We start from the raw sequence: 25,760 nt of genomic DNA, 5'->3' as shown, positions 1-25,760 counted from the left end.
CTTGGAGCACAAAAAAAGGCGCGAGTTCAAAACTCGCGCCTTTTCAGGGGATTAAGTGACGGCGATCACATTACGGGCGATCGTCGACCTTGTCCTTGGTGACCGGGGCAATCAGGTCGTCGCTGTTCAGGTTCAGCCAGATCAGCACCACGTTGGCGATGTAGATCGAGGAGTAGGTACCCGCCAGCACGCCGATGAACAGCGCGATGGAGAAGCCGAACAGGTTGTCGCCGCCGAAGAACAGCAGCGCGGCGATGGCCAGCAACGTCGAGATCGAGGTGGCCAGGGTACGCAGCAGGGTCTGGGTGGTCGAGACGTTGATGTTCTCGATCAGCGAGGCCTTGCGCAGCACGCGGAAGTTCTCGCGCACCCGGTCGAATACCACGATGGTGTCGTTCAGCGAGTAGCCGATGATGGCCAGCACCGCCGCCAGCACCGTCAGGTCGAAGGTGATCTGGAAGAACGACAGGATACCCATGGTCACGACCACGTCGTGCACCAGGGAAGCGATGGCGCCTACGGCGAATTTCCACTGGAAGCGGAACGCCAGGTAGATCAACACGCCGCCCAGGGCCATGAGCATACCCAGGCCACCCTGGTCACGCAGCTCTTCACCCACCTGCGGGCCGACGAACTCGGTGCGGGTAACCTTGGCCGGGTTGTCGCCGCCCACCTTGGCCAGCGCCTCAGCTACCTGGGCGCCCAGCTTGGGGTCGTCGCCCGGCATGCGCACCAGCAGGTCGGTGGTGTCACCGAAGTTCTGCACGATGGCTTCGTGGTAGCCAGCGGCTACCAGTTCGCTACGCACCTGGGTCAGGTCGGCCGGCTTCTGGTAGTTCAGCTCGATCAGCGTACCGCCAGTGAAGTCCAGGCCGAAGTTGAGGCCCTTGTGGAACCAGCTGAACAGCGCCAATGCCGTGAGGAACAGTGTCAAGGCGAACGCAATATTGCGAACGCCCATGAAGTTGATGGTACGTTTCATGGCAGCCCCTTAAATCCACAACTTCTTGAAGTCACGACCGCCGTAGATCAGGTTGACCATTGCGCGGGTCACCATGATGGCTGTGAACATCGAGGTAAAGATACCCAGGGACATGGTCACGGCGAAGCCTTTCACCGGGCCGGTGCCCATGGCGAAAAGAATGCCGCCTACCAGCAACGTGGTCAGGTTGGCGTCGACGATCGCGGTGAACGCGCGGCCGAAACCTTCGTTGATCGCGCGCTGCACGGTCATCCCGGCGGCGATTTCCTCACGAATACGCGAGAAGATCAGCACGTTGGCGTCCACCGCCATACCCATGGTCAACACGATACCGGCAATACCCGGCAGCGTCAGGGTGGCACCCAGCACCGACATCAGCGCCAGCAGCACGACCATGTTCAAGGCCAGTGCCACGGTGGCGATCAGGCCGAAGAAGCGGTAGATGGCCATGATGAACAGCGACACGAACAGCATGCCCCACAGGGACGCATGGATACCCTTGGTGATGTTGTCGGCACCCAGGCTCGGGCCAATGGTGCGCTCTTCAGCGAAGTACATCGGTGCAGCCAGGCCACCGGCACGCAGCAGCAGGGCCAGTTCCGACGACTCACCCTGGCCGTTCAGGCCGGTAATGCGGAATTGGCTGCCCAGCGGCGACTGGATGGTTGCCAGGCTGATGATTTTCTTCTCTTCGGCGAAGTCCTGCACGGCCACGTCTTTCTCGACGCCGCCGACAGTCTGCTTCTCGTAGCGGGTGAACGGCTTCTGCTCGATGAAGATCACCGCCATGCTGCGGCCGACGTTGCTGCGCGTGGCGCGGCTCATCAGGTCGCCACCATGGCCATCCAGCTTGATGTTCACCTGCGGCTGGCCGTGCTCGTCGAAGCTGGCCGAAGCGTCGGTCACCTGGTCACCGGTGATGATCAGGCTGCGCTCGACTGCGGCTGGCGGACGGCTGCCATCACGGAACTCGAAAGTCTCGGTGGTGGCGCGGGAATCATCCGGGCCTGCGCCCAGGCGGAATTCCAGGCTGGCAGTCTTGCCCAGGATGCGCTTGGCTTCGGCAGTGTCCTGCACGCCTGGCAGCTCGACCACGATGCGGTTGGCACCCTGGCGCTGTACCAGCGGCTCGGCCACGCCCAGCTCGTTGACACGGTTACGCACGGTGGTCAGGTTCTGCTTGATCGAGTATTCGCGAATCTCGGCCAGCTTCGCTGGTGTCAGCGTCAGCGACAGCACCTGCAGTTCGCCACGGGTAGTGGCGGCCACGTCGAAATCGGTGTAGTTCTTGCGGATCAGGGCCTGCGCCTGGGCCAGGGAATCAGCATCGCTGAAGCCCAGCTGAATCGCACTGTTCTGCTGTGGCATGCTGCGGTAGCGGATCTTTTCCTTGCGCAGCTCGGTCTTGACGTCGCCTTCGTAGATCTTCAGGCGGGCATCAATGGCCTTGTCCATGTCCACGGCCAGCAGGAAGTGCACGCCACCGGACAAGTCCAGACCCAGCTTCATGGGGTGCGCGCCAATGTTGCGCAGCCACTGCGGCGTGGTCGCCGCCAGGTTCAGCGCAACCACGTAGTCGTCGCCCAGGGCCTTGCGGACCACGTCCTTGGCAGGCAACTGGTCATCACGCTTGGCCAGACGCAACAAACCGCCCTTGCCATTCTCGGCCAGCGTTGCCGCCTTGACCTCGATACCGGCATCGGTCAGCGCCTTGGCGCTGCGGTCCAGATCAGCCTGGGTGACTTGCAGGGCGGAACTTGCGCCCGAGACCTGGATGGCCGCGTCATCAGGATAGAGATTGGGTGCGGAATAAATAAAACCGACCGCCAGCACCGCCAGGATCAGTAGGTATTTCCACAGAGGGTATTTGTTCAGCATCACGCCGCCCGTTCAAGACGCGGGGCGCCTTGCGCGCCCCGTCGATTGGTAAAAGTCTGAAGCTTAGATCGCTTTGAGCGTGCCTTTCGGCAGGGTCGCGGCAATGGCGCCCTTCTGGATTTTCAGCTCTACGGTGTCCGAAACCTCGATTACCACGAAGTCGTCGGTCACTTTGTTGATCTTGCCGGCGATACCACCGGTGGTCACAACTTCGTCACCTTTCTGCAGGTTGCCCAGCAGGTTTTTCTGCTCTTTGGCACGCTTGGCCTGTGGGCGCCAGATCATCAGGTAGAAGATGACCAGGAAACCAACCAGGAAAATCCACTCGAAGCCGCCGCCCATAGGGCCTGCCGCTGCCGGCGCACCAGCGTCGGCCAAAGCATCAGAGATAAAAAAGCTCATTTAGCACTCCAGTTGCAAAATTGTTGACTCAAAGGGTCACGAACTCAGTCCAAAGGCGGCGTGGCAAGCCCGCGTTTGGCATAGAAGGCATCGACAAAGGCGGCCAATGTACCTTGTTGAATAGCCTCGCGCAAACCAGCCATCAGCACCTGGTAATGACGCAAATTGTGGATCGTATTCAACATGCTCCCCAGCATTTCGCCGCACTTGTCCAAATGGTGCAGGTAAGCACGGGAGAAGTTCTGGCAGGTGTAGCAGTCGCAGGTCGGGTCCAGCGGCGAATCATCATGGCGATGGAACGCGTTGCGGATCTTCAGCACGCCGGTGTCGATGAACAGATGCCCGTTGCGGGCATTGCGGGTTGGCATCACGCAATCGAACATGTCCACACCGCGGCGCACACCCTCCACCAGATCTTCCGGCTTGCCAACACCCATAAGGTAACGAGGTTTGTCAGCAGGCATCTGGCCTGGCAGGTAGTCCAGCACCTTGATCATTTCGTGCTTGGGCTCGCCCACCGACAGGCCGCCGATGGCCAGGCCATCGAAGCCGATCTTGTCCAGGCCTTCCAGCGAGCGCATGCGCAGGTTCTGGTGCATGCCGCCCTGGACGATGCCGAACAGCGCCGCGGTGTTGTCGCCATGGGCGTTCTTCGAGCGCTGGGCCCAGCGCAGCGACAGCTCCATGGACACGCGCGCCACGTCTTCGTCAGCCGGGTACGGGGTGCATTCGTCAAAGATCATCACCACGTCGGAGCCCAGGTCGCGCTGCACCTGCATCGACTCTTCGGGGCCCATGAACACTTTGGAGCCATCCACTGGGGAGGCGAAAGTCACGCCCTCTTCCTTGATCTTGCGCATGGCGCCCAGGCTGAACACCTGGAAACCACCCGAGTCGGTGAGGATAGGGCCCTGCCACTTCATGAAATCGTGCAGGTCGCCGTGGGCCTTGATCACTTCCATGCCCGGGCGCAGCCACAGGTGGAAGGTGTTGCCCAGGATCATGTGCGCGCCGATGGCCTCGATGTCACGCGGCAGCATGCCCTTCACCGTTCCATAGGTGCCCACCGGCATGAACGCCGGGGTTTCCACCACGCCACGGGGGAAGGTCAGGCGGCCACGACGGGCCTTGCCGTCGGTGGCCAGCAATTCGAACGACATACGACAGGTGCGACTCATGCGTGATCCCCTGGCGCCGCTTCGCTAGGACCGCGGGGCGCCGGATTGCGGGTGATGAACATGGCATCACCGTAACTGAAGAAGCGGTAACCGTTGGCCACGGCAGCCTGGTAGGCGGCCATGGTCTCGGGATAACCGGCGAAGGCCGACACCAGCATCAACAGCGTGGATTCCGGCAAATGGAAATTGGTCACCAGGCAATCGACCACATGGAACGGCCGGCCCGGGAAAATGAAGATATCGGTGTCACCGCTGAACGGCTTCAACACACCGTCGCGCGCCGCGCTTTCCAGCGAGCGCACGCTGGTGGTGCCCACGGCCACCACACGGCCACCACGGGCCTTGCAGGCGTTCACCGCGTCCACCACCTCCTGGCTCACTTCCAGCCACTCTTTATGCATGTGGTGATCTTCGATCTTTTCCACACGCACCGGCTGGAAGGTGCCGGCGCCCACGTGCAAGGTCACGAAGGCGCTTTCCACGCCCTTGGCCTTGATCTGCGCCAGCAGCCCCTCATCGAAATGCAGGCCAGCAGTAGGCGCCGCCACCGCACCGGCACGCTCGGCGTACACGGTCTGGTAGCGCTCGCGGTCGGCGCCTTCGTCGGGGCGGTCTATATAAGGTGGCAGCGGCATGTGGCCGACGCGGTCCAGCAGCGGCAGCACTTCCTCGTTGAAGCGCAGCTCGAACAGCGCATCGTGGCGCGCGACCATCTCGGCCTCACCGCCACCGTCGATGAGAATCAACGACCCCGGCTTGGGCGACTTGCTGGAACGCACGTGCGCCAGCACCGAGTGGCTGTCCAGCACGCGCTCCACCAGGATCTCCAGCTTGCCGCCGGAGGCCTTCTGGCCGAACACACGGGCAGGAATGACCCGGGTGTTGTTGAACACCATCAGGTCGCCGGGGCGCAGGTGCTCCAGCAAATCAGTGAACTGACGGTGGGCCAGCGCACCGCTGGGCCCGTCCAGGGTCAACAAACGACTGCCATGACGCTCGGCCAGCGGGTGGCGTGCAATCAGGGAATCGGGAAGCTCGAAGGAAAAATCGGCGACGCGCATGATGGAGTTCGGTTCGACAGGGCCGCAAAGTTTAGCCCAAAACGCACAAATTGACCACGCAGGAGAGTTGACCAACGGTCGAGGCCTCTCTATACTCCGCGGCCATTGAGCCCTGATGGCGGAATTGGTAGACGCGGCGGATTCAAAATCCGTTTTCGAAAGGAGTGGGAGTTCGAGTCTCCCTCGGGGCACCATTTGATGTACATAGACGTCCAACGACGGCTAAGCAATACCCCTAGAGCCCGCTAACTGCGGGCTTTTTGGTCTCTGGGGTTCCATCCCCTTCTCTTGCCAGCCACACCCTTTTTGGTACATTTTCCGTACAGATTCCAGTTCGAGGATTGGAGGTGTACAGATATGCCCCTTACCGCCTTGCAAATCAAAGCATCCAAGCCGACAGACAAGCAGTACATGCTTGGTGATAGTTCGGGTCTTGGCCTTCTGGTTCATCCAAACGGCAGCAAGTACTGGCATTTCCGGTACACCTACCGTGGCCATCCGATGAAAATGTCTCTAGGCGTCTGGCCATTGGTGTCATTGCAAGAGGCGCGCGACAAGGCCGCCGAATGCCGCCGACACTTGAAAAACGACATCAACCCTGGTGCCAAGGCTCGAAAGGACAAGCACCAGAAGCGGGAAGCCGGACTCAACACCTTCAAGCGTGCTGCCGAATACTGGTACCAATTCAAATCAAACTCTGGCCGCGCCCCGGCAACACTGAAAAAAATTCGCGACTACCTCGACAAGGACTTGCTGCCTGCACTGGGGTCGAAGCAATTGGAGGAGATCACACGAGCAGATTGTGCAAATTTGCAGGCGAGCATCGAGAAACGCGGCGCGTTCAACGTGGCCGACAAGGCTCGCACCTGGCTTAAGCAGATTTTCAGTCAGGCGATTGCGCGAGGGGTGTGTGAGAACAACCCGGCTTCCGAACTGCACGCCATAGCTCTCGCCCCTCCCCCACCACAGCACTACCCACACCTGCACGAAAACGAGTTACCAGAGTTTCTTCAAGCGCTGAGTACGACCACTAGCCGCCTACCTGCGCGGATCGCCGCCTGGATGGCAATTCTTACCGCAGCCCGTCCTGGCATGGTGCGCTACGCCATGTGGGCTGACATCGATTTTGAAGAAGGTACGTGGACCATCCCCGCAGCACGCATGAAAATGCGCCGCGACTACATCAGCCCCTTACCCCATCAACTCATCGCGATGCTCATCAAGCTGCATCAACTCACCGGACGCAGCCAGTATCTGTTTCCGGGAAACGGCAACAAGCAGCCGGTGATCAGCGAGAACACCATCAACCTGATCTTCATCAAGATTGGCTACGGAGGCCGGATGGTCAGTCACGGTGTGAGACATACGGCAAGCACGCTGCTACGCGAGCACGGGTGGCTCAAGGATCATGTTGAAAGCCAGCTGGCGCATGTCGAGGGCGGCATCGCCGGTGAGTACAACCAAGCGCTATACATGCCCCAGCGGCGAATCATGATGCAATGGTACGCCGACTATCTTGATGCGCTTCGTGACGGGATGACCGCGAGCCTGCGAGATCAGTTTGATACCCGCGTGAATCAGTTCCTGTCGCACAAGGCGTCGGTGCTACTCGGCACTAAAGCGATCGGTATCGACCGCAGTGAGCTGGAAGAAAAGCGTGGCGCTTTTGAGCGGTAACAGGGCCGTGAATACGCCTGCGCTTTGCTTTACTCGCGGGTCCATCCAAACAGGGCTGCGAAGCCGCCCTGTTTGGATGGACCTCACTTAAAAAATAAAAAGCACCGCAATTCTCTACTGACAGCCACGGTCTTCCATAGACGGATCACGCTGCTTACAACCGCTGGACGACCCAAAAACGCCCCTTGACCCTGCAAGACCTGGGGCGTAGAAAAGAGCGTGCAAGCGCTGTCGATGACAGCACCCAGGTGGCCCGAACCTTGAAGGCCAAGCCACTGTTCGTGGTGGTTCATCCCAAGTATGGTCAGCATCCGGCAGCACGTACGATCACTACCCATGTGATGGATGCCCTCTCCAGCTTATGGCCCTCACGCGCCAACCTCCTCCCTATTCAGCTGCCCTGCAGCAACCTATCCGCTTGGCCGACTCTTGCGCCAACCTGCGCCCGTCTCTTTCTGCTGGAAAGAGACGGGCACTTCTACCACTGCTGCAGCCCTGATCGCACATGGCTTTGCGGCAATTCCCCTCGTGACAATCGGCGTGACAAACGCCGATGTCACCAGCAACAGCGATGTAGATGATGGTGCCGCAGACTAAGGAATGGACTGCACCTGACTGACAGTCAGGTATGCCCCGGTCATCGCATTGCTGCTTGCACATGGCTCAGGATCTTCAGGCGCTGGTCTCGTCAGCCAGTGCTGCCTCCACCCGCCCACCGATAACGGTGTTCAGGAGGCCAGATCATGAGATGCCCTTGCTCCTGGACGTAAGGAGCCGCCAGTCCCGCGAAGAGGACATTCCCCACAGGTCGCAGGGGCCTTGATCCCTGATAACACTCAACATTCTTGGCGGGATGACGTGGGACGAGGACTGGAGAGCATAAGATGAAGTGACCGACATGGCATTGGTGGGTAGACGCGATAGGCGTAACTTCGGCTACGGCAGGCGATTGATATACGCTGGACGGCAAGCGCTGACGGAGATGTTCACGGGGGCCACTACGGGACGGTCAAGGCGCACTATGATCGGTGGCGGGCATTCGTAAAATGGTGCCGCTCCGAACAAGGGCCCGGTCTTCCAGGCAAGCGTTGTGGCGCAGCCGCGCAACTTTGAGGCGGTTCGTCAGGCAGGCATCTTCGCGCTCGGTCAGCTCGCGGTCGACCATCAGGCTACGGCGCTCGTCGACGCTGAAATCATTGATGTCGGACCTTGCATGTTCCTCGCCGAGCGCTTTGATCATACCGTGCAGAGTAATTGAGGAAACTCCTGCCCTACCGGCTGGGCAGGTTTCTGGCGGATCACCAGCACAATATAGTACAGTTTCGGCTTACAAGGAGTACCGTATGTTCCATAGTTTAGAAGACGCTAGAAAGGTTGACCTAAACAAATCTTATAAGGCAATCGTCACAATATCTACCAATGGACACACATTTGCGGGAAAAATCGAACTTAGCCCATCGGGGATCACACTTACCGTCACAGGCGAGCAAAGCGAATCAAGGTCACACGACTTTCGGGAATGGGAACTTACTTCACTGTCATGCAATGCTCACAATCAGGAAATCCGGCTATTCGATGTTAGAATTAATTCAGCATCTCAAATGGCACTCGAAAGATCGCCAATAAGATCCTACTTTGACTACACCTTCACGGCCTCATACGCCATTATAGGGCCGCACATTTACAGAAATAGATTTAACTACCTCAAGGTATTTTCCCCAAGCATTCCCAAGTGGATAGAGCTCACAAAAACCCAGCATGATATTATGCAGATGATCAGCAGTGAAAACTTTAAATTCGGCGAGCAGAATTACGAATTTATCGCAAATGCCGATAATAAATATATGACCGTTCAGTACAACATCACAATCGGCGGATCCATTCTGGACTTCAGGGTTGGAGGCGTGTTTCCTCCTTCACTGGATATCGGTTATCACGACCACTTCGCTGAGGAACAGGCGCTTAAAGAGATTCAAAGAGTTAGAGACTTCTTAGATGTCATGACAGGCACTGACATACGCATAGATAGGCTGGAGCTATTTGCTGACGACTTATCCAGTGTGCCATGTCATGTTTATCTGCCTATTAAAACAGCCGACAATCCTTCGCGGCATTCTTATAGCCTATTTCCATTAAGCCGTAACTTGGGTCGATTCGACCGGGGTTTGCCGCCGATTACCGATAAAGTGATTGCAAACTATCTTAATCTGCAAGATGATCCTCAGTCAAAATGGCATAAATACGTTGCATATCGAAAAATGGTGAACCTTGAAGAGCGATTCCTAGGCTATTTTCGTCTTTTAGAGTCAATGGTATTCCAAGTAAAAAATTACTTTGACGAAGGACAACTCAAAGAGATTTTGGACAAATCGACAAACTACCTATCTAAGAGACTCAAAACCACCAAAAAACAAATTCGAGAGTTTTCCCCACGCGTGGAGAGACTCAACAAAACCAAATACAATACCGAGACTTGCATCAGAAAATTCCTGGAAACTCTGCCCAGTGAGATGACAGACAGATGGCGTTTCAAAAAATCGGATTTGACTACAATTTGCAAGCTGAGGAACGACATTACTCACGCCAACTACTACTTCGAGAAAGAAGATGACATGCTTGCCAAGATCATGTTCATCGAAGCCCTTCTATTAATAAGCCTATTCAAGCAAATCGGGATTTCAGTGGACGACTCAGCCAAGATCATACCCCGACTGAGTGGATATCACATTCTGGCACCTTATCAACCAACAGTGATACCTATTGCTGAAGTACAAGGAGATAAGCAACCGCCAGAAGTTCCAATTTTTCAATAATTTCGTTGAACACGCCCCAAGCACGGGTTTTTCCTTTGCCTACGGATCCAAACCTCCTCCCAAAGCCACTCATCTGCTTGGTGAAGACGTGCTTGCAGCAACTCCAACTCATTCATCGCCCAGATCCGCACCACCTCTACGATCGAACCAAGCTCCGGCGTTTTGCGGCAAGATACCCATAGGGTGCGGCGCTATTCTAAGCAATGCGAACATTTTATCGCGGCTGATATTCTTGATTGAACCGAATTCTTCTTCACCGCCAACCCACTTTCCAGGCTCCGTTGAATACCGTCCTTCTGGCCACTACATATAAATAAACAGGTTCCGGAAGTTACCGGAACCTTGTGCGAACTTCATCGCGGTACGTAGTGGGCATCCTCTCCCAGAGCATGAATCATGAAGGCAAAAAATCCCGATTCGATTCCACATAAGGCCATAACTAGCTGTTTTTTTGGTACCTTTTTAGGTATGTAAAAATTCACCAAATCCAAACCCGCTAATACCGGGACATCAAGGCCAATAACCGTTCGTCTGGTGGTAGAGGCAAATCCAGCAGGCCGACGCTATCTAGGCCGCGATTTTCCGCGCGCTGGGGACCTGATGACCCATGGGGATCGCTGCGCAAGCACATTCTGTGGTTGTGGATTTGACACTTGGCGGATCACGCCATCCCAACCCGCCGCCACTGCAGGTCACGATGTGCATGATCAAGGCGCGTTTAGCGAGAGGTTGGCGAGTTCCAGTTTACGGAAGGTGTCGCCTGATGAGGTCTCGCGATCCCCCTGAAAGAAAACGGATAGCGCCGGACAACCACACAGGACCAGTAGCCGGCCTAGCCTGCCAATTCGACCGGCAGAAACCAGCAAATTGCGGACCGTCGCCACGGTCTACTTTCGACTGATTTGCTCCAACACCCGCAATGCTCACACGGTACAAGTACCCATCTGAGATTGAAATCCTGACTTTGAGTAAATACTACCGGGATACGATTTCATGTAGCTGCGTGCACAATAGGCGCTATCATCCGTCAAAAAATTGGCCTGGTCGCGCGGGTGGTCCTTTGCAACACAATCGACGGAAACGAACGGGGATGGCGTCTAGATAACTAGAGCCTATTCGGGCGGTGAAATTTTTCGCGTAATATCGCCAACGCAACCTAAATCAAGAATCAATCGGCTGCAATCGAAGGGAGTTCAAAATGCCGGACACAAAAAATTCTAGCAACTTAGCCGATAGAGCCTTCAATTTTTTCACAAATACTTTTGAAACGCTCTGGAGTGCTGACGGACAGCAAGATGCCTGGCACTGGATACTTTTGGCATTAGTTATGATCGTTGTCGGCGGCACTATTACAGCTGTGACCCTCAAAGCTTTGGGAAAAGTCGTAGAGCACTTAATAAAACTTGTCGAATCATATAAAGGGAGCGGCTTGCCAGTCTGGCTTAACTCGGACAACAAGTCTAAAGTACGACGTCGCAAACAGTTTTGCGCAGTTCTCGATGCTGATCTCGCGTACCTAGCAAAGGCAGAAAACTGGAACGATCAATATTTCACTGACTTAGAGGCGGAAGTTGAAACAGAAGGAGGATACTATGCCTCCGCTTGGGATAAAGCCCGACGAAAAAAATCTTTTGGATTACGTAAAGAGCCATCGTTAATTAGGGCGATTACTTCAAGCGCAGAGCGCGCAATGCAACTTGTCGGAGAGCCAGGATCAGGCAAAAGTGTCGCACTACGCCATCTGGCCAAGCAATTCGCAGAGCAAGGCAAGAAGTCGAATGATAAAAATGCCACAGTTCCTCTTTACATAAATCTACGCGAAATGGACCCCCGGTATTTAAACAAGATTACTGCCGATGATGTTCGTGAATTTGTACTAGACAATATACGCCGAGGAGATGCAGATACGTCAGCCTTTGTTAAAGAGAACTGGAGCGACTACTGCGATCGAGGTATTTGGTTATTTTTATTTGATTCGTTCGACGAAATACCCGCGGTCCTTCACTCTGAGGTTGGAAGCGATGTAATTCGAAAATACTCTCAAGCAATTCGTCAATTCCTTGAGGGGATGGGCGAATGCAAGGGCATTTTAGCATCTCGAGAGTTTAAAGGGCCTGAGGCTTTGCCTTGGAAAAAACTACGTGTACTGCCATTAAGCGGGGAAAAACAAGATGAGCTGATCCAAAACTCGTTTCTTGCTCGTCAGCAGATGAGCTTGGTTCGTCAACATCTAGCAAACTCAGATAACAGTATCGGGGCTACTCCCCTTTTCTTAACTCTCCTTTGCCGTTTCGTCCGAGATGAAGGACGTGCGCCAACTAATGATCATGACATTCTGCTACAGCATATTGAGAGATTGGCTCGCCGTGAGCCCGAATATTTGAAACGTAAATATCGTTTGACCGTAGAAGAGTTAGTAAGCGGTGCTGAGAGATTAGCTCAACTTTTCGCTGAGGACGAAACTTTGAGCCTAGCGCCAACACTTGATCAAATTCTGACTAGCTTGCGGACAAATGCGATAACGGAGGAAAATCTAGAAAATTTAATTTCAGCACTAGTAGATTGCAAAATTGGTCGCGCAGACGTACCGAATGCAGCCCATGGTGATCGCAGATTTGCTTTTGCGCATCGTCGCTATCAAGAAGCGCTTTTTGTACGGTACCTCGCCCATCATCCCGACGCTCTGGATGCCTCTGAGCTACTCACAGATCCCCGCTGGCGGGAATATGCAGTCACGCTACTACAAACTCGAGATCGTAAAGAGATCGAAATTTTATTGGATGCTGCATGCGTAATACTCGAAAATCGGGCTGCCTCGCAGACTTCAGCCGAGAGTTCAAAACTCCAACTTTCAATACACACTAATTTTTTTGACTGGGCAGATGAGGACGCTGTACAGCTTTTGAGTTTACTCCAAGAGGGCCTAGCTCGTAGACTGGACGATGTTCCACAACTCCTTTCGAGCGCGGTATACAAGTTTTTGAGTCCCCGCTGGGAAGGCGGAGACACCTTTGATCGATGTGAAGTTTTGAGGTTAGGAGGCTTGCTACCATCAAGCGTTCTAATCGAATATCTTGTTGAGTCTTTAGCTCATGGCACACAATCAGAGCGTACCCTGGCATTCAGGCAAGCTGCATTTACTTCAAAGCTTCCAGAATCAGCCAAGTTAGCCGTTCTAGAAATGCTGTCAGATCAAACGCTATTAGCAAAAAACCGCGCCGACCAACTCAGTTTGGAAGCTCTTGCTGCGCGCCTTCCAAAAAATATTGGCGCCGACTTCGTAATTGCCCGCGGAAATAAAATACGTCGAAACCTTCGATGGATTAACGTGATTGGCGGCATCAGTCGTTTAATGTACCCAAAAGAGTTTATGAGACGCACTTTAGAAACGCTCAAAGCCCCGAGATTCAGCATTCTTAATCTTTTTGGGGAGAATCGAAATGCCATCCCCAGCATTTCAGATTTAACATTTCCGTTTATGCCTATAATGTTTATTTTCATCACCACCACCGGAAACTTGTTGCATGAACCTACAGGTTCTCGATGGATGATATTCACACTAGCCCTCCTAGGAGTATTCGGCTATATTAAGGTTTTGTGCCCCTATGTAGTTCGCTCATACGGAGACCAAGTAACACTCGCTTATATTTTTAAATTGGTATCGAAAAGCATTACTTCGAGCACTTTTATACTGAGCGCGATTGGAGCGCCCTTGATGTTTTTCATACTGATTGCGATCGGCTGGCCAATTGGTTACCTGGTCGATTCTGTATTAAAAAATTATTACTGCTCTCTGTTTCCGGAGGTCGATCACTCCAGCTTTTGGTACCGAGGGGTGCTAGGGGGAGGAGCTGTCATTGCATTTATCGAATTGGCAATGATACCGGTAATATTTTTTAGCATTTATAGTAGCCGCAAGTTACAAAAAAGCTGGGTCGCGCAACTGCAAGCTGCTAAAAAACTGGAAAACTCTGAGCTAAACATTCTTATTTCAGCGAAAAGCATTGACGAGATAATTGCATGGCTAAACAACGATGACAAATTCCTAGTCAAGGTTGAAAACATACGCTGCTTTTCAAGCTTTGTGCTTCAATCGTTTCGCTCTACAATCTCTAAACCGGATATAGACTACACTTCGCTCCCTACATGCCTAAGGAGCGATAAGAAAAACGAACTTAAAATTAAAAAAACTCGACAAGCCTTGGAGCATCGCTTCGAATCACCAATTAACTAGCAAGGTTCATTGGGTGAACAACTTGCAATACTCGCCACTCAAGCAAACTTACAATATAGGTTAATATGAGTTGAAATCTTAGCTTTCGATCGACTGGATTAGGGACGTAGGCTCCAAGAGTGGAGCGACTTTGGTCGCTCCACTGTTTTTTGGGTTTTAGTCTTTCAATGGCTTGACAAGACCGTTTCCATGTTTTAGCCCAGCAACGCTGGATGCGAATTTTGTGCAGATGCGGTGGGTTTGTACATCACCGGCTGTATGCAACAACTGCTGTTGATTGGCCGCTCATGATTTTGGTGTAGAAAGCACCTATTACCCGATTTCTGCTGATGCCGACCGACTGCAATGTGTGGCGTCCACCGGTTGAAAACAGTCGAAATCGATCGCTCTCGGCTTCTCTACCTTCGGCCGATCGCTCACCCGATTTGGAACTACAATATTCGTTTCTGGCTGTCAGCCTAACTAATGTGACGTCGTCATTGCCCTGTACGATATGCTGTACGAGATGCCAGTTCGGGCAGTCAAGACAGTCCATAATTGACCGTGAACGATTTTGGTCACCACCGGAATTACCTGTAACACTGACTACGGCGTTACAGACAATTGAACTGCCGCCTACAGGCTCTCTGAACCGTTTGTCGAATATGTCTCCATGCACTTCCACCAAATCTCAAGCAACACCAAGACACAGTCAAAATTTGTGCCACTTACCTAATTTACGTACAATATCTTTATTACGACCCTGTAACTCATTGAAATAATTAAAAATTATTTATATTTTAAAGTCCCCCTCGGGGCACCAAGATTCAAATCCCTTCTACCGGGGATTGCAGCAGAGAAACCGACCTTGAGTCGGTTTTTTTGTGCCTGGGATTTGGCTGGGGCCTGACATTCCCCCGCAAATCTCGAACCGTTGGCAATTCCCCACAACCGCTTGCCGTGCACACAAGGCCGGCAACGCCGATCCCACAGGCCATGGCACGTTGCAACAAATGTAGATGCTGCCGCCAGGCTGCGTCGCGCCGCGCGGGCGGCGCTCGATCTCAAGAGCGCCAGAAAAACCAAGACATGCGCCTTTAAGCCCTGATGCGGTTGCACGTCAGGCACATCGAGCGTTCTTCGCAGGTTACGGCCTCGGATTGCGTCAAGGCCACCGAGCGCTAGCCGATGTTGTTTTGCCGCTGTTGAGATCGAGCGCCGCCCGCGCGGCGCGACGCAGCCTGGCGGCAGCATCTACATTTGTTGCAACGTGCCATGGCCTGATGGATAGGCGTCGCCAGCCTTGTTTGCCCACAATCCTCCCCTCGACGGCTAACCGACACAGGGATGCAACGTTATGGCGGGTTGCCCAGGGACTTGTTCGCAAGTGCCGGTTCGTTCTGTCCGGTCCGCCAACCTGTGCAATCTGCCACCCCACTGCTCCCCGTCAACCCCGACGTCCCACTCGTGGATGCCCTGGCCCACAGCGCCAACCTGCAACTCATCGCCAACCAACTGATGACAGACGCCGCCATGGGCGACGACGGTCCTCACCTGGCGTGGGCAGCAGCTTATTTGGGGGAGATGGCACAGGCGATCGTGCATGACCTGACGATACCGGTGGCATACAGCAACGCAGGCTGATTGCGTTGTGACGCTGGGCTGGGTTAGCGGCTGGTTCGGCGTTTTTAGATCGGGTGGGTTTGGAGTTTTCTGCGTATCCAGCCACGCTGCGCTGGCTCCCACATTCCCCGCAACCTCGCGCCGAACACACAAGGCTGGCAACGCCGATCCCACAGGCCATGGTACGTTGCAACAAATGTAGATGCTGCCGCCAGGCTGCGTCGCGCCGCGCGGGCGGCGCTCGTTCTTGAGAGCGACAGAAAAACCAAGGCATGCGCCTTCGCGCCCTGATGCGGTTGCACGTCAGGCACATCGAGCGTTCTTCGCAGGTTACGGCCTCCGATTGCGTCAAGGCCACCAAGCGCTAGCCGGTATTGTTTTGCCGCTCTTGAGATCGAGCGCCGCCCGCGCGGCGCGACGCAGCCTGGCGGCAGCATCTACATTTGTTGCAACGTGCCATGGCCTGATGGAGAGGTGTTGTCAGCCTTTCTTGTCCGCTCGGAAATGATGGATAGGTGGAGCAGACGCCCATTCCGTCGCATCTTTGACAAAACCTATTGACGACGCATTTAGTAACACCTTAAATGTCTCCATCAGGCATCAATGGTTCCCCCGGTTCTGCACAGTCTTGCAGGCCTGAAGCGAAGCCAATCCGGCTTCCACATCCCCTTCAAACATGTGAACACCTGCGCCTACGTCGCCCTTGGCGGTAGCGTGCCCCACCGTTTTCAACGCCAACCTGCCCATCACGGGCTCCCATGCCCCTGCGCAGCGTTTGCGACTTGCCCCACCCTCGTCAACCCGGGCCAGGCTTACGGGTTAAACGCCCACTGACATGCCTCCCCCTTCCCGGGGCGCGTGTGGTTGCTTCTATAAAGGAACTTCCCATGACAGTCATCGACGCGCCAGTCCTGGCCCAGGAAAAAAGCGTGAATCGGCTTACCTACCTCGATTCCCTCCGGGGCATTGCTGCAGTCCTGGTCGTCATCACCCACCTGTGGCTGCCTTCCCTAGGGGCGTGGTCGCTGCCTGATCACTTCCTGCTCGACATCGGCAAGATGGGGGTCATCTGGTTCTTCCTGCTCAGCGGGGTGGTCATCCCGTTCAGCCTGCACCCCGGCCCTGGCGGGGCCCGGCGCTTTATTGTGTCGCGGGGGCTGCGGCTGTACCCCACCTACTGGCTGTCGATGGCGGTGTTCATCGCCATGCTGGCGCTGACCGGCGCGGAGCTGCCGAGCGGCCGCGCCATCATGGCCAACCTGACCATGCTGCAGTCAGCTTTTGGCTACGACGACGTGGTGGGGCTGTACTGGACACTGTTCATCGAGTGGGTGTTCTACGCCCTGTGCCTGGGCCTGATGCTGATGAGCAGGCTCCACGATACGGCGTTCCGCGCCCTCTGCTCGCTGGGGCTGCTGCTGGTGGCGCTGGCCATGGGCATGGCGCGCATGCTGCTTCACCGCAAGTTGCCGGTCGCCCTGCCGCTGGGACTTTCATTGATGCTGTTCGGCTCGATCTGGCGCGACTGGATACTGGGCCAGGCCACCGCCACCACCAAACGCTGCGCTGTTGCGCTGCTGGGCGCCTACTGCGTGCTGCTGCCGCCGACCTTCTACGCGGCCTACGGCTTCGACACCGGCCTGGGCGAGTACTGGCTGCGTTACCTGTTCACCTATGCCCTGGCCATCGGTAGCTTCCTGGTGCTGACCCAGCGTGTACGCCTGCAGCAGCCACTGCTGCTGTGGCTGGGCACCCGCAGTTATTCACTGTACCTGCTGCACCCCAGCATGGCGTTGCTGGCGGGCTACTGGCTGGGCAGTGCCAAGCCGTCGATTTTGCTGGCACTCGTGGCTACCGGCCTTGCGTTCCTGGCAGCCCATGTGAGTTACCACTACGTCGAGTGGCCCTTCATGCAGCTGGGCAAACGCCTCAACGGCAAAGCGCGGGCGCCCATGCCGTTCATTCCTGAGTTGCAGGTGCCTCAGGAAACCAGCAATCGATCGTGATTGGAGTTGCAGCAGAGAAACCGGCCCTGAGTCGGTTTTTTTGTGCCTGGGGTTTGGCCGGAGCGCTCTACCGTCCGCGTAGCAACTGGGTCGGCGCCTTGAAGGGCTCCGCGGCACTCCAGCCTCCCGACACAATCACATACGTACTATAGCCGTACGTCGTTTGACGCCGCCCCGACCTGCCACTACCATACAACCTGTACGTCAGTTGTACGTACCCGACGCACTTGCAGTCAAACGCCTCCGATCGTAGATGCCACCCCCCAAGGAAGGAATCACCAGGAACCCCCACCCGGGGTGTTGTTCCCGAGAAATCAGATGTAAGCACCACAGGACATGCATCAACTTACAATCAATACCCCCGAGGAACAGCACGATGTCTTTTTCAGCAGAGACACTTAAAGGTGCAAAAACCGCCAGGCTCGATCTGAAAACCACAGAGTTTGCGAAGGAATTCATCCGCAAGGCTGCTGCGATTTCCGGTTTGGACATGACGTCTTTCATCCTGGCATCCGCTTTCGAAAAAGCCGAAGCCGTCATGGAGACCTACCAACGCATTGAGCTTTCGGAAAAAGCCTTCGCCCGCGCCCATGAGTTAAATCAACAAAGCGCAGAAGCCCCAAAGCCCCACGAGAATCTGGTAAAACTTTTCAGGAGCAGAAATGAGCGATCCGGACCTGACCTACGCCCAGGTAAATCTGAATGAGGGTTTGGACACTGTAACTCTGCCGAAAACGTTTAACTGTGGAGACTCCGTCCTCGACAAATACGTGACTTCGGGAAACCTGAAGAGGGCTATCAAGGCAGAGAACCTGCATGCCACCGGCCTATTTGACGAGTCCCAGACGCTCATCGGTTTCATGACGCTGGGTTTCGCCTTACTCGACAAAGCGCGGGTAAAAACGTTCTTAAGGTCCAATCAACCTCCACAGCTTCCCGTCGCGAAAATAATCATGATTGCCGTGGACTCACGCTATCAAGGCCGTGGGCTTGGCACCGACTTGATGCTCGAGGCATTTACCAAGGCTGTCTCAGTGCACCGGACGATTCCCTTGAAGGGTGTCTATCTGGATGCCGCGCCCGGTAAAGCAACCTTCTATTCCGAGATGTTCGGGTTCACCGCCCTGGAGGAGCCTTCCACTGCCACCAGTACCCCGATGTATATCCCTATCCAAGACATCATAGCTGCGCTATGCGAGGGCTAATTCTGATTGCCAATACCTCGACCGCTGCGCCGCCTCGTCCAACACAGGCTACGGCATGAGCGTACTGCACATTATTGAGCCCCCATTACCCCATTCGCCTCCCGAAACCCAAGCGCCTCATCAGCAAACTCAAACGTCCCGCCATCCCTCACCTCCCGCGCCGCCCGCAACAACGCCCCCAGCGCCGCCCGGGCAAACGAGCTGCCCAGGCTGACCCTGCGCACCCCTGCCCCTTCCAGCTCGCGGGCAGTGAGTTTCGACCCCGCCAGCCCCATCACCACGTTCACCGGCTTGCCCAGCGCCGCGCACACCTGGCGAATGGCCTCGAGGTTGGGCAACGACGGCGCGAACAGCACGTCGGCGCCAGCCCGTTCAAAGGCCACCAGGCGGTGGATGGTGTCGTCCAGGTCCGGGCGGCCCTGGCTGAAGTTTTCCGCGCGGGCCACGAAGGTGAACGGGAACGGCAGGCTGCGCGCGGCTTCGACGCCGGCGATTACCCGTTCCAGGGCGTGGTTGAAGTCGTAGATGGGCGCGGCGGCGTTGCCGCTGGCATCCTCGATCGAGCCGCCCACCAGGCCGATGTCGCCGGCCATGCGGATGGTGGCGGCAACAGCTTCAGGGCTGTCGCCGAAGCCGTTTTCCAGGTCGGCGCTAACCGGCAGACGGGTGGCCTGGACGATGGCCTGGGCGTTGGCCAAGGTTTCGGCGCGCGACACGGCTCCTTCGCCATCGCGGCGGCCCAGGCTGAAGGCCAGGCCGGCGCTGGTGGTGGCCAGGGCCTGGTAACCCAGTGATTCGAGGATTTTCGCGCTGCCGGCGTCCCAGGCGTTAGGCAGGATGAAGAGCTTGGGCTGGGCGTGCAGGGCCTGGAAGGCCAGGGCTTTGTCGAGGGTTTGCATGAGAAGCCTCGCCAATAGTGGAGAGGTTTAAGTTGTAGCAGATCGCGAAGAGTACGACGTTTTCTGGTGTTGCCGATGGCCAGCGCAGCCTGCCGGCAGCGGCTACACCGAGAGGCCACTCACTGCGCGCGCACCGGCTCCCCACCCGCGCACGTCCAGTCCACCAGACGAATGCTGTCGCGGCCGCCGCGCTTGGATTCGTACAGCGCCGCATCGCCCAGTTCGATCAAGGCCGTCAGGCTGGCCGGCGGCTGGTCGAACAGGTTGGCGCCAATGCTCAGTGTCACCGCTTCTGGGGTGGCGAAGGCCTCTGCGGCGGCGCTGTGGAAGCGGTCGCGCAGGGCGCTGCCCAGCTCGACGATGGCGTCGCGCGAGGCGTTGCTCACCAAAATCACGAACTCGTCGCCGCCCAGCCGCGCGGCCAGGGCGTGCTCGGGCAGCACCGCGCGGATCATCTCGCTCAGGGCAATCAGCAGGCGGTCCCCGGCGGTGTGGCCGTGCAGGTCGTTGACCAGCTTGAAGTTGTCGATGTCGATCAACAGCAAGGCGCCAGGCCGCGCGCTGGACACGTCCTGCAGCAAGCGCGGCGCCCGCTGTTCCAGGGCGCGACGGTTGTACAGGGCGGTGAGCGGGTCGCGGGCGGCCAGGCGGGCGATGTGCTGCTCGCGGCGGTAGCGCTCGGTGCCGGTCATGGACAGGGCAATCAGCATGATCGCCATGGCGCCTTCCACCAGGGATATCTGGATGATTTCGCCGCGGAAGGCCGCCAGGTCGATCAGGGTGCCGGGGATGACCACCGACAGCGCCTTGGCAAAGTAGAACAGGCCGTGCAGCAACAGTACGTAGCGCAGCTGCACGGCGCCCACGCTGAGGGACTTGCCGTGGGGGCGCAGCAGGAAGCTGGCGCGCAGGGTGACCAGGCCGATCATGCTCGATTGCGTGGCCATCATCACCTTGGACCACCAGGGCCCGTCGGGCAGGAACAGCATGCCCAGCCAGATGGCGATGATCAGGTACCAGGCCTTGGACAGCCGCGCCTCGGTGAAACGCGCCACGCCCAGCAGGAACAGCCAGTGGGCGGTCACCAGCAGGCCGTTGGCGAACCAGATGCCCACCACCAGCAGGCCGCTGCCGCGCAGCAGGGCCAGGGTGGAGCCAACGGTGATGATGGCGAAACCGGCGCTCCACTGCAGCAGCGACGGCGAGCGCACGCTGGCCCACTCCACCGCCAGGTACAGCGCGGCAGCGGCAGCCAGGGCGATGGTGATCGTCAACATTGTGGGTGGGTCGAGCGCCATGTTCTGACAAGGCCTGTGCGGGTCATTTGCGATGAGCGGATTGTAAGCGTTCGGGCCGGATTTTCGGAGAGCCTGGTCAAGTTTTCGGATGACGGCCTTCTGCGACACGCTGTCGCCTGTGCCATCGGCGGCGCGGGCGGAATCTTTATTGATCGGGCGGGTAATTTTCGGCGGTTGCGGGCAAAGTTTGTGCGCAGAGAATATAGGCGGATAACATGACCCCAGGGTTGAATCGCGCCCAACAAAAAACCCGCCGAAGCGGGTTTTGTGTTTTGGCCCATTCAACTCCCTGTCGAAGTGAATCCTTTCGTGGCCTGTCATCCTGACGCCGGGCAACTCCTTTGCCTCAGCTGTTGGATGTAGATTAAGGCCACGGGCGGGTTTCCCATAGAGGCGATTGGAAGCACGGCGTGTAAGACATTGGCTATTACACTATAGGCTCCGTCGCACCCGCATGGCTGTAGTACGCTTGGGAAAACGCCAAGGACCGCTGCCCATGACCCAGAACATCTACGACAACCCGGATTTCTTCGCCAATTACGCCCAGCTGGGGCGCTCGGTGCACGGCCTGGACGGCGCCGCCGAGTGGCCGGCGCTGCAGGCCATGCTGCCGAACATGCACGGGGTGCGGGTGGTGGACCTGGGCTGCGGCTATGGCTGGTTCTGCCGCTGGGCCGCCGAACAGGGCGCGCGCAGCGTGCTGGGGCTGGACGTGTCGCAGAAGATGCTGGAGCGCGCCCGCGCCACCACCGGCGACGCACGCATCCAGTACGCCCAGGCCGACCTGGAACAGTTGGTGTTGCCCGAGTGCAGCGTGGACCTGGTCTACAGCTCGCTGACCCTGCATTACCTCAAGGACCTGCCCGGCCTGCTGGCCGCGGCGCACAAAGCGCTGGTGCCCGGCGGGCACCTGGTGTTCTCCATCGAGCACCCGATTTTCATGGCCGCGCGCCAGCCGGACTGGCTGACCACCGCGGACGGGCGCAAGACCTGGCCAGTGGACAGCTACCAACGCGAGGGCGAGCGAGTGACCAATTGGCTGGCCGACGGCGTGGTCAAACAGCACCGTACCCTGGGCACGCTGCTGAACGCGGTGATCGACGCCGGCTTTACCCTGGCGCATATCGAGGACTGGGGCCCCACCGCGCAACAGCTGGCGGCGGTGCCGGCACTGGCCGATGAGGTGGAGCGGCCGATGCTGTTGCTGGTGGGGGCGCACCGATGAGAACATTTGTACTCCTAGTGCTCGGCAGCCTGGCCACGGGCGCGTTCGCCGCCAGCGAACCCAAGCCCGACTGCGCCAACGCGCTGACCACGGTGCAGATGACCCAGTGCGCCGCGCTGGATGCGGACGCCGCCGAGGCGCAATTGAACACGGCGTACCAGCAGCTGTTGAAACGGCTGGGCCAGCCCGACACCGCCACGGACAAGTTCAGCCTGATGCGCCAGAAGCTGCAGGTGGCCCAGCGCGCGTGGATCAAGTTCCGCGACGCCGACTGCGACGCGGTGTACCAGGTGAACGCCTCGGGCACCATCCGCGGGCTGGCGGCGCTGGGCTGCAAGCGGGCCCACGCCGAACAGCGCACCAAGGAGCTGCAGGCCTACCTGGGGCCGTGACCCCCTGCGGCAGCGGCTACAGGTTTGACGCACCCGCGTATCAAACCCGTTAAGATAAGCCTCTCCCCCGCCACCGCAGGCCCCACCGTGTCATCACTCATCGTCGCCCTCGGCGCTTCTGCCGGTGGCCTGGGGCCGCTGGAAGGTTTCCTGCGCCTGATGCCGGCAGATTCGGGCGCCTGCTTCCTGGTGATTCAGCACCTGGACCCCGACCACCCCAGCCTGCTGGCCGAGATTCTTGGCCGCGCCACCACCCTGGCCGTGCTGGAAGCCACTGACGGCGCACGCCTGCTGGCCAACACGGTGTACGTGATACCGCCCAACCACGACCTGCGCCTGGCCGGCAAGCGCCTGGTGCTGGGGCCGCGCCAGCAGCCCGCCGGCCAGCACCGGCCGATCGACACCTGCTTTACCTCCCTGGCCGAGCAACACGGTGCGCGCGCGGTGGGCATCGTGCTGTCCGGCACCGGCAGTGACGGCACCCGTGGCTGCCGGGCCATTCTCGACCACGGCGGCAGGACGCTGGTGCAATCCCCCGAGGAAGCCGCCTACAGCGGCATGCCCGACAGCGTGATCCAGGCCGGCAATGCCACCCAGGTGCTGACCGTGGTGCAGATGGCCGGGGCGCTGTTCAGCGAGCCCCTGCCGGTGGCCAATACAGCCCTGCAACACATTCTGCTGCACCTGCGGCAAAGCACGGGCCACGACTTTACCCAGTACAAGAAAAGCACCATCGCCCGGCGCATCGAACGGCGCATGCAGGTGCAGCAGGTGGCCAGCGAGGCCGACTACGTGCAACTGCTGGAAACCAGCGCCAGCGAGGCGCAATTGCTGTTCAACGAGCTGCTGATCAACGTCACCCAGTTCTTCCGCGACCCGCTGGCGTTCCAGGTGATGCAGGCACAGGTGCTGCAGCCCATGTTGGCGGCCAAGGGCCGCGACGAGATGCTGCGCATCTGGGTGGCCGGCTGCGCCAGCGGCGAGGAGGCCTATTCGCTGGCCATTTTGCTGCACGAGCTGCTGCAGGGCCGCGACCAGCCGTTGACCGTGCAGTTCTTCGCCACCGACCTCGACGCCGACGCCATCGCCACCGCACGGGCCGGGCTGTACCCGCCCAGCATCGCCGAGGACGTGGGCGCGCATCGGCTACAGCGCTATTTCACCCAGGAGGAAGCTGGCTACCGGGTGCGCAAGGAAATTCGCGAGATGATCGTGTTCGCGGTGCAGAACGTGATCAAGGACCCGCCCTTCACCCGGCTCGACCTGCTGTGCTGCCGCAACCTGATGATCTACCTGGGCCACGCGCTGCAGAACCGCCTGGTGCCCAGCTTCCATTACGCGCTGAAGCCGGGCGGCGTGCTGTTCCTGTCCCCCAGCGAGAGCATCGGCGGCCACGCCACGCTGTTTTCGCCGCTGCATCGCAAGTGGAAACTGTACCGGGCCATCAAGGGTACGATGCCCGCCTCCATGCCGTTGAACCGCAGCCTGTCCTGGGTGCCCGAACGGATCGCCAAACTACCGGAACACCCCGCGAAAATGACCCGTGAAAGCAACATCGCCGAACTCACCCGCCGCGCCCTGTTGCAGGATTTCGGCCCCGCGTCGGTGGTCACCGACCTGACTGGCACCATTCTCTACATCCACGGCGACACAGGCAATTACCTGCGCCCGGCGCCCGGCCAACCCAGCCTGAGCGTCATCGACATGGCCCGCGAAGGCCTGCAACTGGCCGTGCGCAACGCCGTGCAGCAAGCGGCCGACGGCAGCCTGACGCAGCCACTGACCGTCACCACCGATGGCATCAACCGCCAGGTGCAGGTCAGCGCCCGGCGCCTGGCCGACAGCGCCCAGGGCGAACGCCTGTTGCTGATTACCTTCCAGGACCTGCCCGGTGCGCCTGCCACCAGCAGTGAGTCGCTGAGCCAGCCTAGCCCCGAGAACGTCACGCGCCTGGAGCGCGACCTGGCCTACACCCGCGCCAACCTGCAGGCCACCATCGACGAGTTGCAGGACGCCAACGAAGAACTGAGCTCGGCGAACGAGGAAATGCAGTCCACCAATGAAGAGTTGCAGTCCTCCAACGAGGAACTGGAGACCTCGCGCGAGGAGCTGCAATCGGTGAACGAGGAGCTGGTGACCGTCAACGCCGAGCTGCAGGCCAAGATCGAGCAACTTGGCGACATGCAGAACGACATGAAGAACCTGCTGGACAGCATCAACATCGGCACCATTTTCCTCGACACCCACCTGACCATCCGCCGCTTCACCCGCGACGCGGTGAAAATCTACCGGCTGATCCCCAAGGACGTCGGGCGGCCGCTGGCTGACATCACGTCGTACCTGGACAACCTCGACCTGCTGGTGCCCGCGCAACAGGTGCTCGACACCCTGATACCCCGCGAGATAGAGCTGTGCACCACCACCGGCGACTGGTTCATGGCGCGCCTGCTGCCCTACCGCACCCTGGACAACGTGATCGACGGCGTGGTCATGACCTTCCACGACATCAATGCCCGGGTGGCCAACGAACAGGCGATCCAGGCCGCCCGCGAGCTGGCCGAAGCCATGGTGGATACGGTGATCGAACCGCTTTTGCTGCTCGATAACGACCTGCGGGTGGTGACGGCCAGCCGCTCGTACTATCGTGAATTCCACACCGGGCCGGCGCAGACTGCTGGCCGTCGGCTATATGAGTTGGGCAACGGCCAATGGGATATCGTGGCACTGCGCAATCAGTTAGGCACCATTCTGCAGGACAACACCAGTTTCGATGGGTTTGTGGTGGAGCAGGTGCTGGCCGGCGGCGGCCCGCACACCATCACCCTGAACGCCCGTCGTGTCGCCGGCAGCGGCGCGCGGCCACACCTGATCCTGTTGGCCATGCAACTCCAACCGTCGAAAACCTAGA

17 protein-coding genes, 1 tRNA gene and 1 pseudogene are annotated in these 25,760 nt (G+C 57.9%); 11 read left to right on the top strand and 8 right to left on the bottom strand.

The features are described 5' to 3' along the window. Positions 1 to 70 precede the first annotated feature (70 nt). The 5 genes from secF to queA all read right to left on the bottom strand — a co-directional run bounded on the left by secF (position 71) and on the right by queA (position 5,501). Positions 71 to 982 carry a protein translocase subunit SecF gene (secF, locus tag AC0J42_RS05940; protein WP_416422715.1) on the bottom strand — a complete coding sequence of 304 codons (912 nt, stop codon included), beginning with the start codon at positions 980 to 982 and terminating at the stop codon, positions 71 to 73. A gap of 9 nt (positions 983 to 991) precedes the next feature. Beyond that, on the bottom strand, positions 992 to 2,860 hold the full coding sequence (gene secD / locus AC0J42_RS05935; RefSeq protein WP_473005522.1) for a protein translocase subunit SecD: 1,869 nt from the start codon (positions 2,858 to 2,860) through the stop codon (positions 992 to 994). Positions 2,861 to 2,923: 63 nt separating this feature from the next. Beyond that, positions 2,924 to 3,262, bottom strand: a complete 339-nt coding sequence (gene yajC / locus AC0J42_RS05930) for a preprotein translocase subunit YajC (protein ID WP_008366112.1) — start codon at positions 3,260 to 3,262, stop codon at positions 2,924 to 2,926. Positions 3,263 to 3,306: 44 nt separating this feature from the next. Continuing rightward, positions 3,307 to 4,422 carry a tRNA guanosine(34) transglycosylase Tgt gene (tgt, locus tag AC0J42_RS05925; RefSeq protein ID WP_416427543.1) on the bottom strand — a complete coding sequence of 372 codons (1,116 nt, stop codon included), beginning with the start codon at positions 4,420 to 4,422 and terminating at the stop codon, positions 3,307 to 3,309. Positions 4,423 to 4,436: 14 nt separating this feature from the next. Beyond that, complete coding sequence (gene queA, locus AC0J42_RS05920) at positions 4,437 to 5,501, bottom strand: tRNA preQ1(34) S-adenosylmethionine ribosyltransferase-isomerase QueA (protein ID WP_473005521.1); 1,065 nt, start codon at positions 5,499 to 5,501, stop codon at positions 4,437 to 4,439. Positions 5,502 to 5,610: 109 nt separating this feature from the next. Here queA and AC0J42_RS05915 point away from each other — a divergent pair. Then, positions 5,611 to 5,695, top strand: a tRNA-Leu gene (locus AC0J42_RS05915). A gap of 163 nt (positions 5,696 to 5,858) precedes the next feature. Then, the gene (locus tag AC0J42_RS05910; RefSeq protein WP_473005520.1) at positions 5,859 to 7,178 is read left to right on the top strand and encodes a tyrosine-type recombinase/integrase; all 1,320 of its coding nucleotides are present in this window, start codon (positions 5,859 to 5,861) and stop codon (positions 7,176 to 7,178) included. 1,072 nt (positions 7,179 to 8,250) lie between these two features. Here the strand turns inward: AC0J42_RS05910 and AC0J42_RS05905 are convergent. Continuing rightward, positions 8,251 to 8,418, bottom strand: a pseudogene (locus AC0J42_RS05905) (ATP-binding protein); the annotation flags it as partial. A gap of 103 nt (positions 8,419 to 8,521) precedes the next feature. On the opposite strand from AC0J42_RS05905, the gene AC0J42_RS05900 reads away from it, so the two are divergent. The 6 genes from AC0J42_RS05900 to AC0J42_RS05875 all read left to right on the top strand — a co-directional run bounded on the left by AC0J42_RS05900 (position 8,522) and on the right by AC0J42_RS05875 (position 19,038). Continuing rightward, entirely contained in the window at positions 8,522 to 9,991 is a 1,470-nt protein-coding gene (locus AC0J42_RS05900; protein ID WP_473005519.1) for a HEPN domain-containing protein, read from the top strand. Between the two features lie 1,198 nt (positions 9,992 to 11,189). Continuing rightward, positions 11,190 to 14,225, top strand: a complete 3,036-nt coding sequence (locus AC0J42_RS05895; protein ID WP_473005518.1) for an NACHT domain-containing protein — start codon at positions 11,190 to 11,192, stop codon at positions 14,223 to 14,225. A gap of 1,446 nt (positions 14,226 to 15,671) precedes the next feature. Further along, a complete protein-coding gene (locus tag AC0J42_RS05890; protein WP_473005517.1) occupies positions 15,672 to 15,848 on the top strand; it encodes a DUF3077 domain-containing protein in 177 nt (58 codons plus the stop codon). Between the two features lie 866 nt (positions 15,849 to 16,714). After that, entirely contained in the window at positions 16,715 to 17,833 is a 1,119-nt protein-coding gene (locus tag AC0J42_RS05885) for an acyltransferase family protein (RefSeq protein WP_473005516.1), read from the top strand. 376 nt (positions 17,834 to 18,209) lie between these two features. Next, positions 18,210 to 18,539, top strand: coding sequence for a type II toxin-antitoxin system TacA family antitoxin (locus AC0J42_RS05880; RefSeq protein WP_416422710.1), 330 nt, complete (start codon positions 18,210 to 18,212; stop codon positions 18,537 to 18,539). Beyond that, a complete protein-coding gene (locus AC0J42_RS05875) occupies positions 18,496 to 19,038 on the top strand; it encodes a GNAT family N-acetyltransferase (RefSeq protein WP_416422709.1) in 543 nt (180 codons plus the stop codon). Before AC0J42_RS05880 ends, AC0J42_RS05875 begins: the two co-directional genes overlap by 44 nt. 71 nt (positions 19,039 to 19,109) lie before the next feature. On the opposite strand, the gene AC0J42_RS05870 is transcribed toward AC0J42_RS05875, so the two are convergent. Next, complete coding sequence (locus AC0J42_RS05870) at positions 19,110 to 19,937, bottom strand: isocitrate lyase/PEP mutase family protein (RefSeq protein WP_416422708.1); 828 nt, start codon at positions 19,935 to 19,937, stop codon at positions 19,110 to 19,112. A gap of 119 nt (positions 19,938 to 20,056) precedes the next feature. Continuing rightward, positions 20,057 to 21,235, bottom strand: coding sequence for a GGDEF domain-containing protein (locus AC0J42_RS05865; RefSeq protein WP_473005515.1), 1,179 nt, complete (start codon positions 21,233 to 21,235; stop codon positions 20,057 to 20,059). A gap of 496 nt (positions 21,236 to 21,731) precedes the next feature. On the opposite strand from AC0J42_RS05865, the gene AC0J42_RS05860 reads away from it, so the two are divergent. From AC0J42_RS05860 to AC0J42_RS05850, 3 genes are all read left to right on the top strand, one after another. Then, positions 21,732 to 22,460, top strand: a complete 729-nt coding sequence (locus tag AC0J42_RS05860) for a class I SAM-dependent methyltransferase (RefSeq protein WP_416422705.1) — start codon at positions 21,732 to 21,734, stop codon at positions 22,458 to 22,460. After that, positions 22,457 to 22,852, top strand: coding sequence for a lysozyme inhibitor LprI family protein (locus AC0J42_RS05855; RefSeq protein ID WP_473005513.1), 396 nt, complete (start codon positions 22,457 to 22,459; stop codon positions 22,850 to 22,852). Before AC0J42_RS05860 ends, AC0J42_RS05855 begins: the two co-directional genes overlap by 4 nt. An 87-nt stretch (positions 22,853 to 22,939) precedes the next feature. Beyond that, entirely contained in the window at positions 22,940 to 25,759 is a 2,820-nt protein-coding gene (locus AC0J42_RS05850; protein ID WP_473005512.1) for a chemotaxis protein CheB, read from the top strand. Position 25,760 lies beyond the last annotated feature (1 nt).

The organism is Pseudomonas sp. Tav-5-1A, from assembly GCF_055755055.1.
This window is presented reverse-complemented; position numbering and strand designations above follow the sequence as displayed.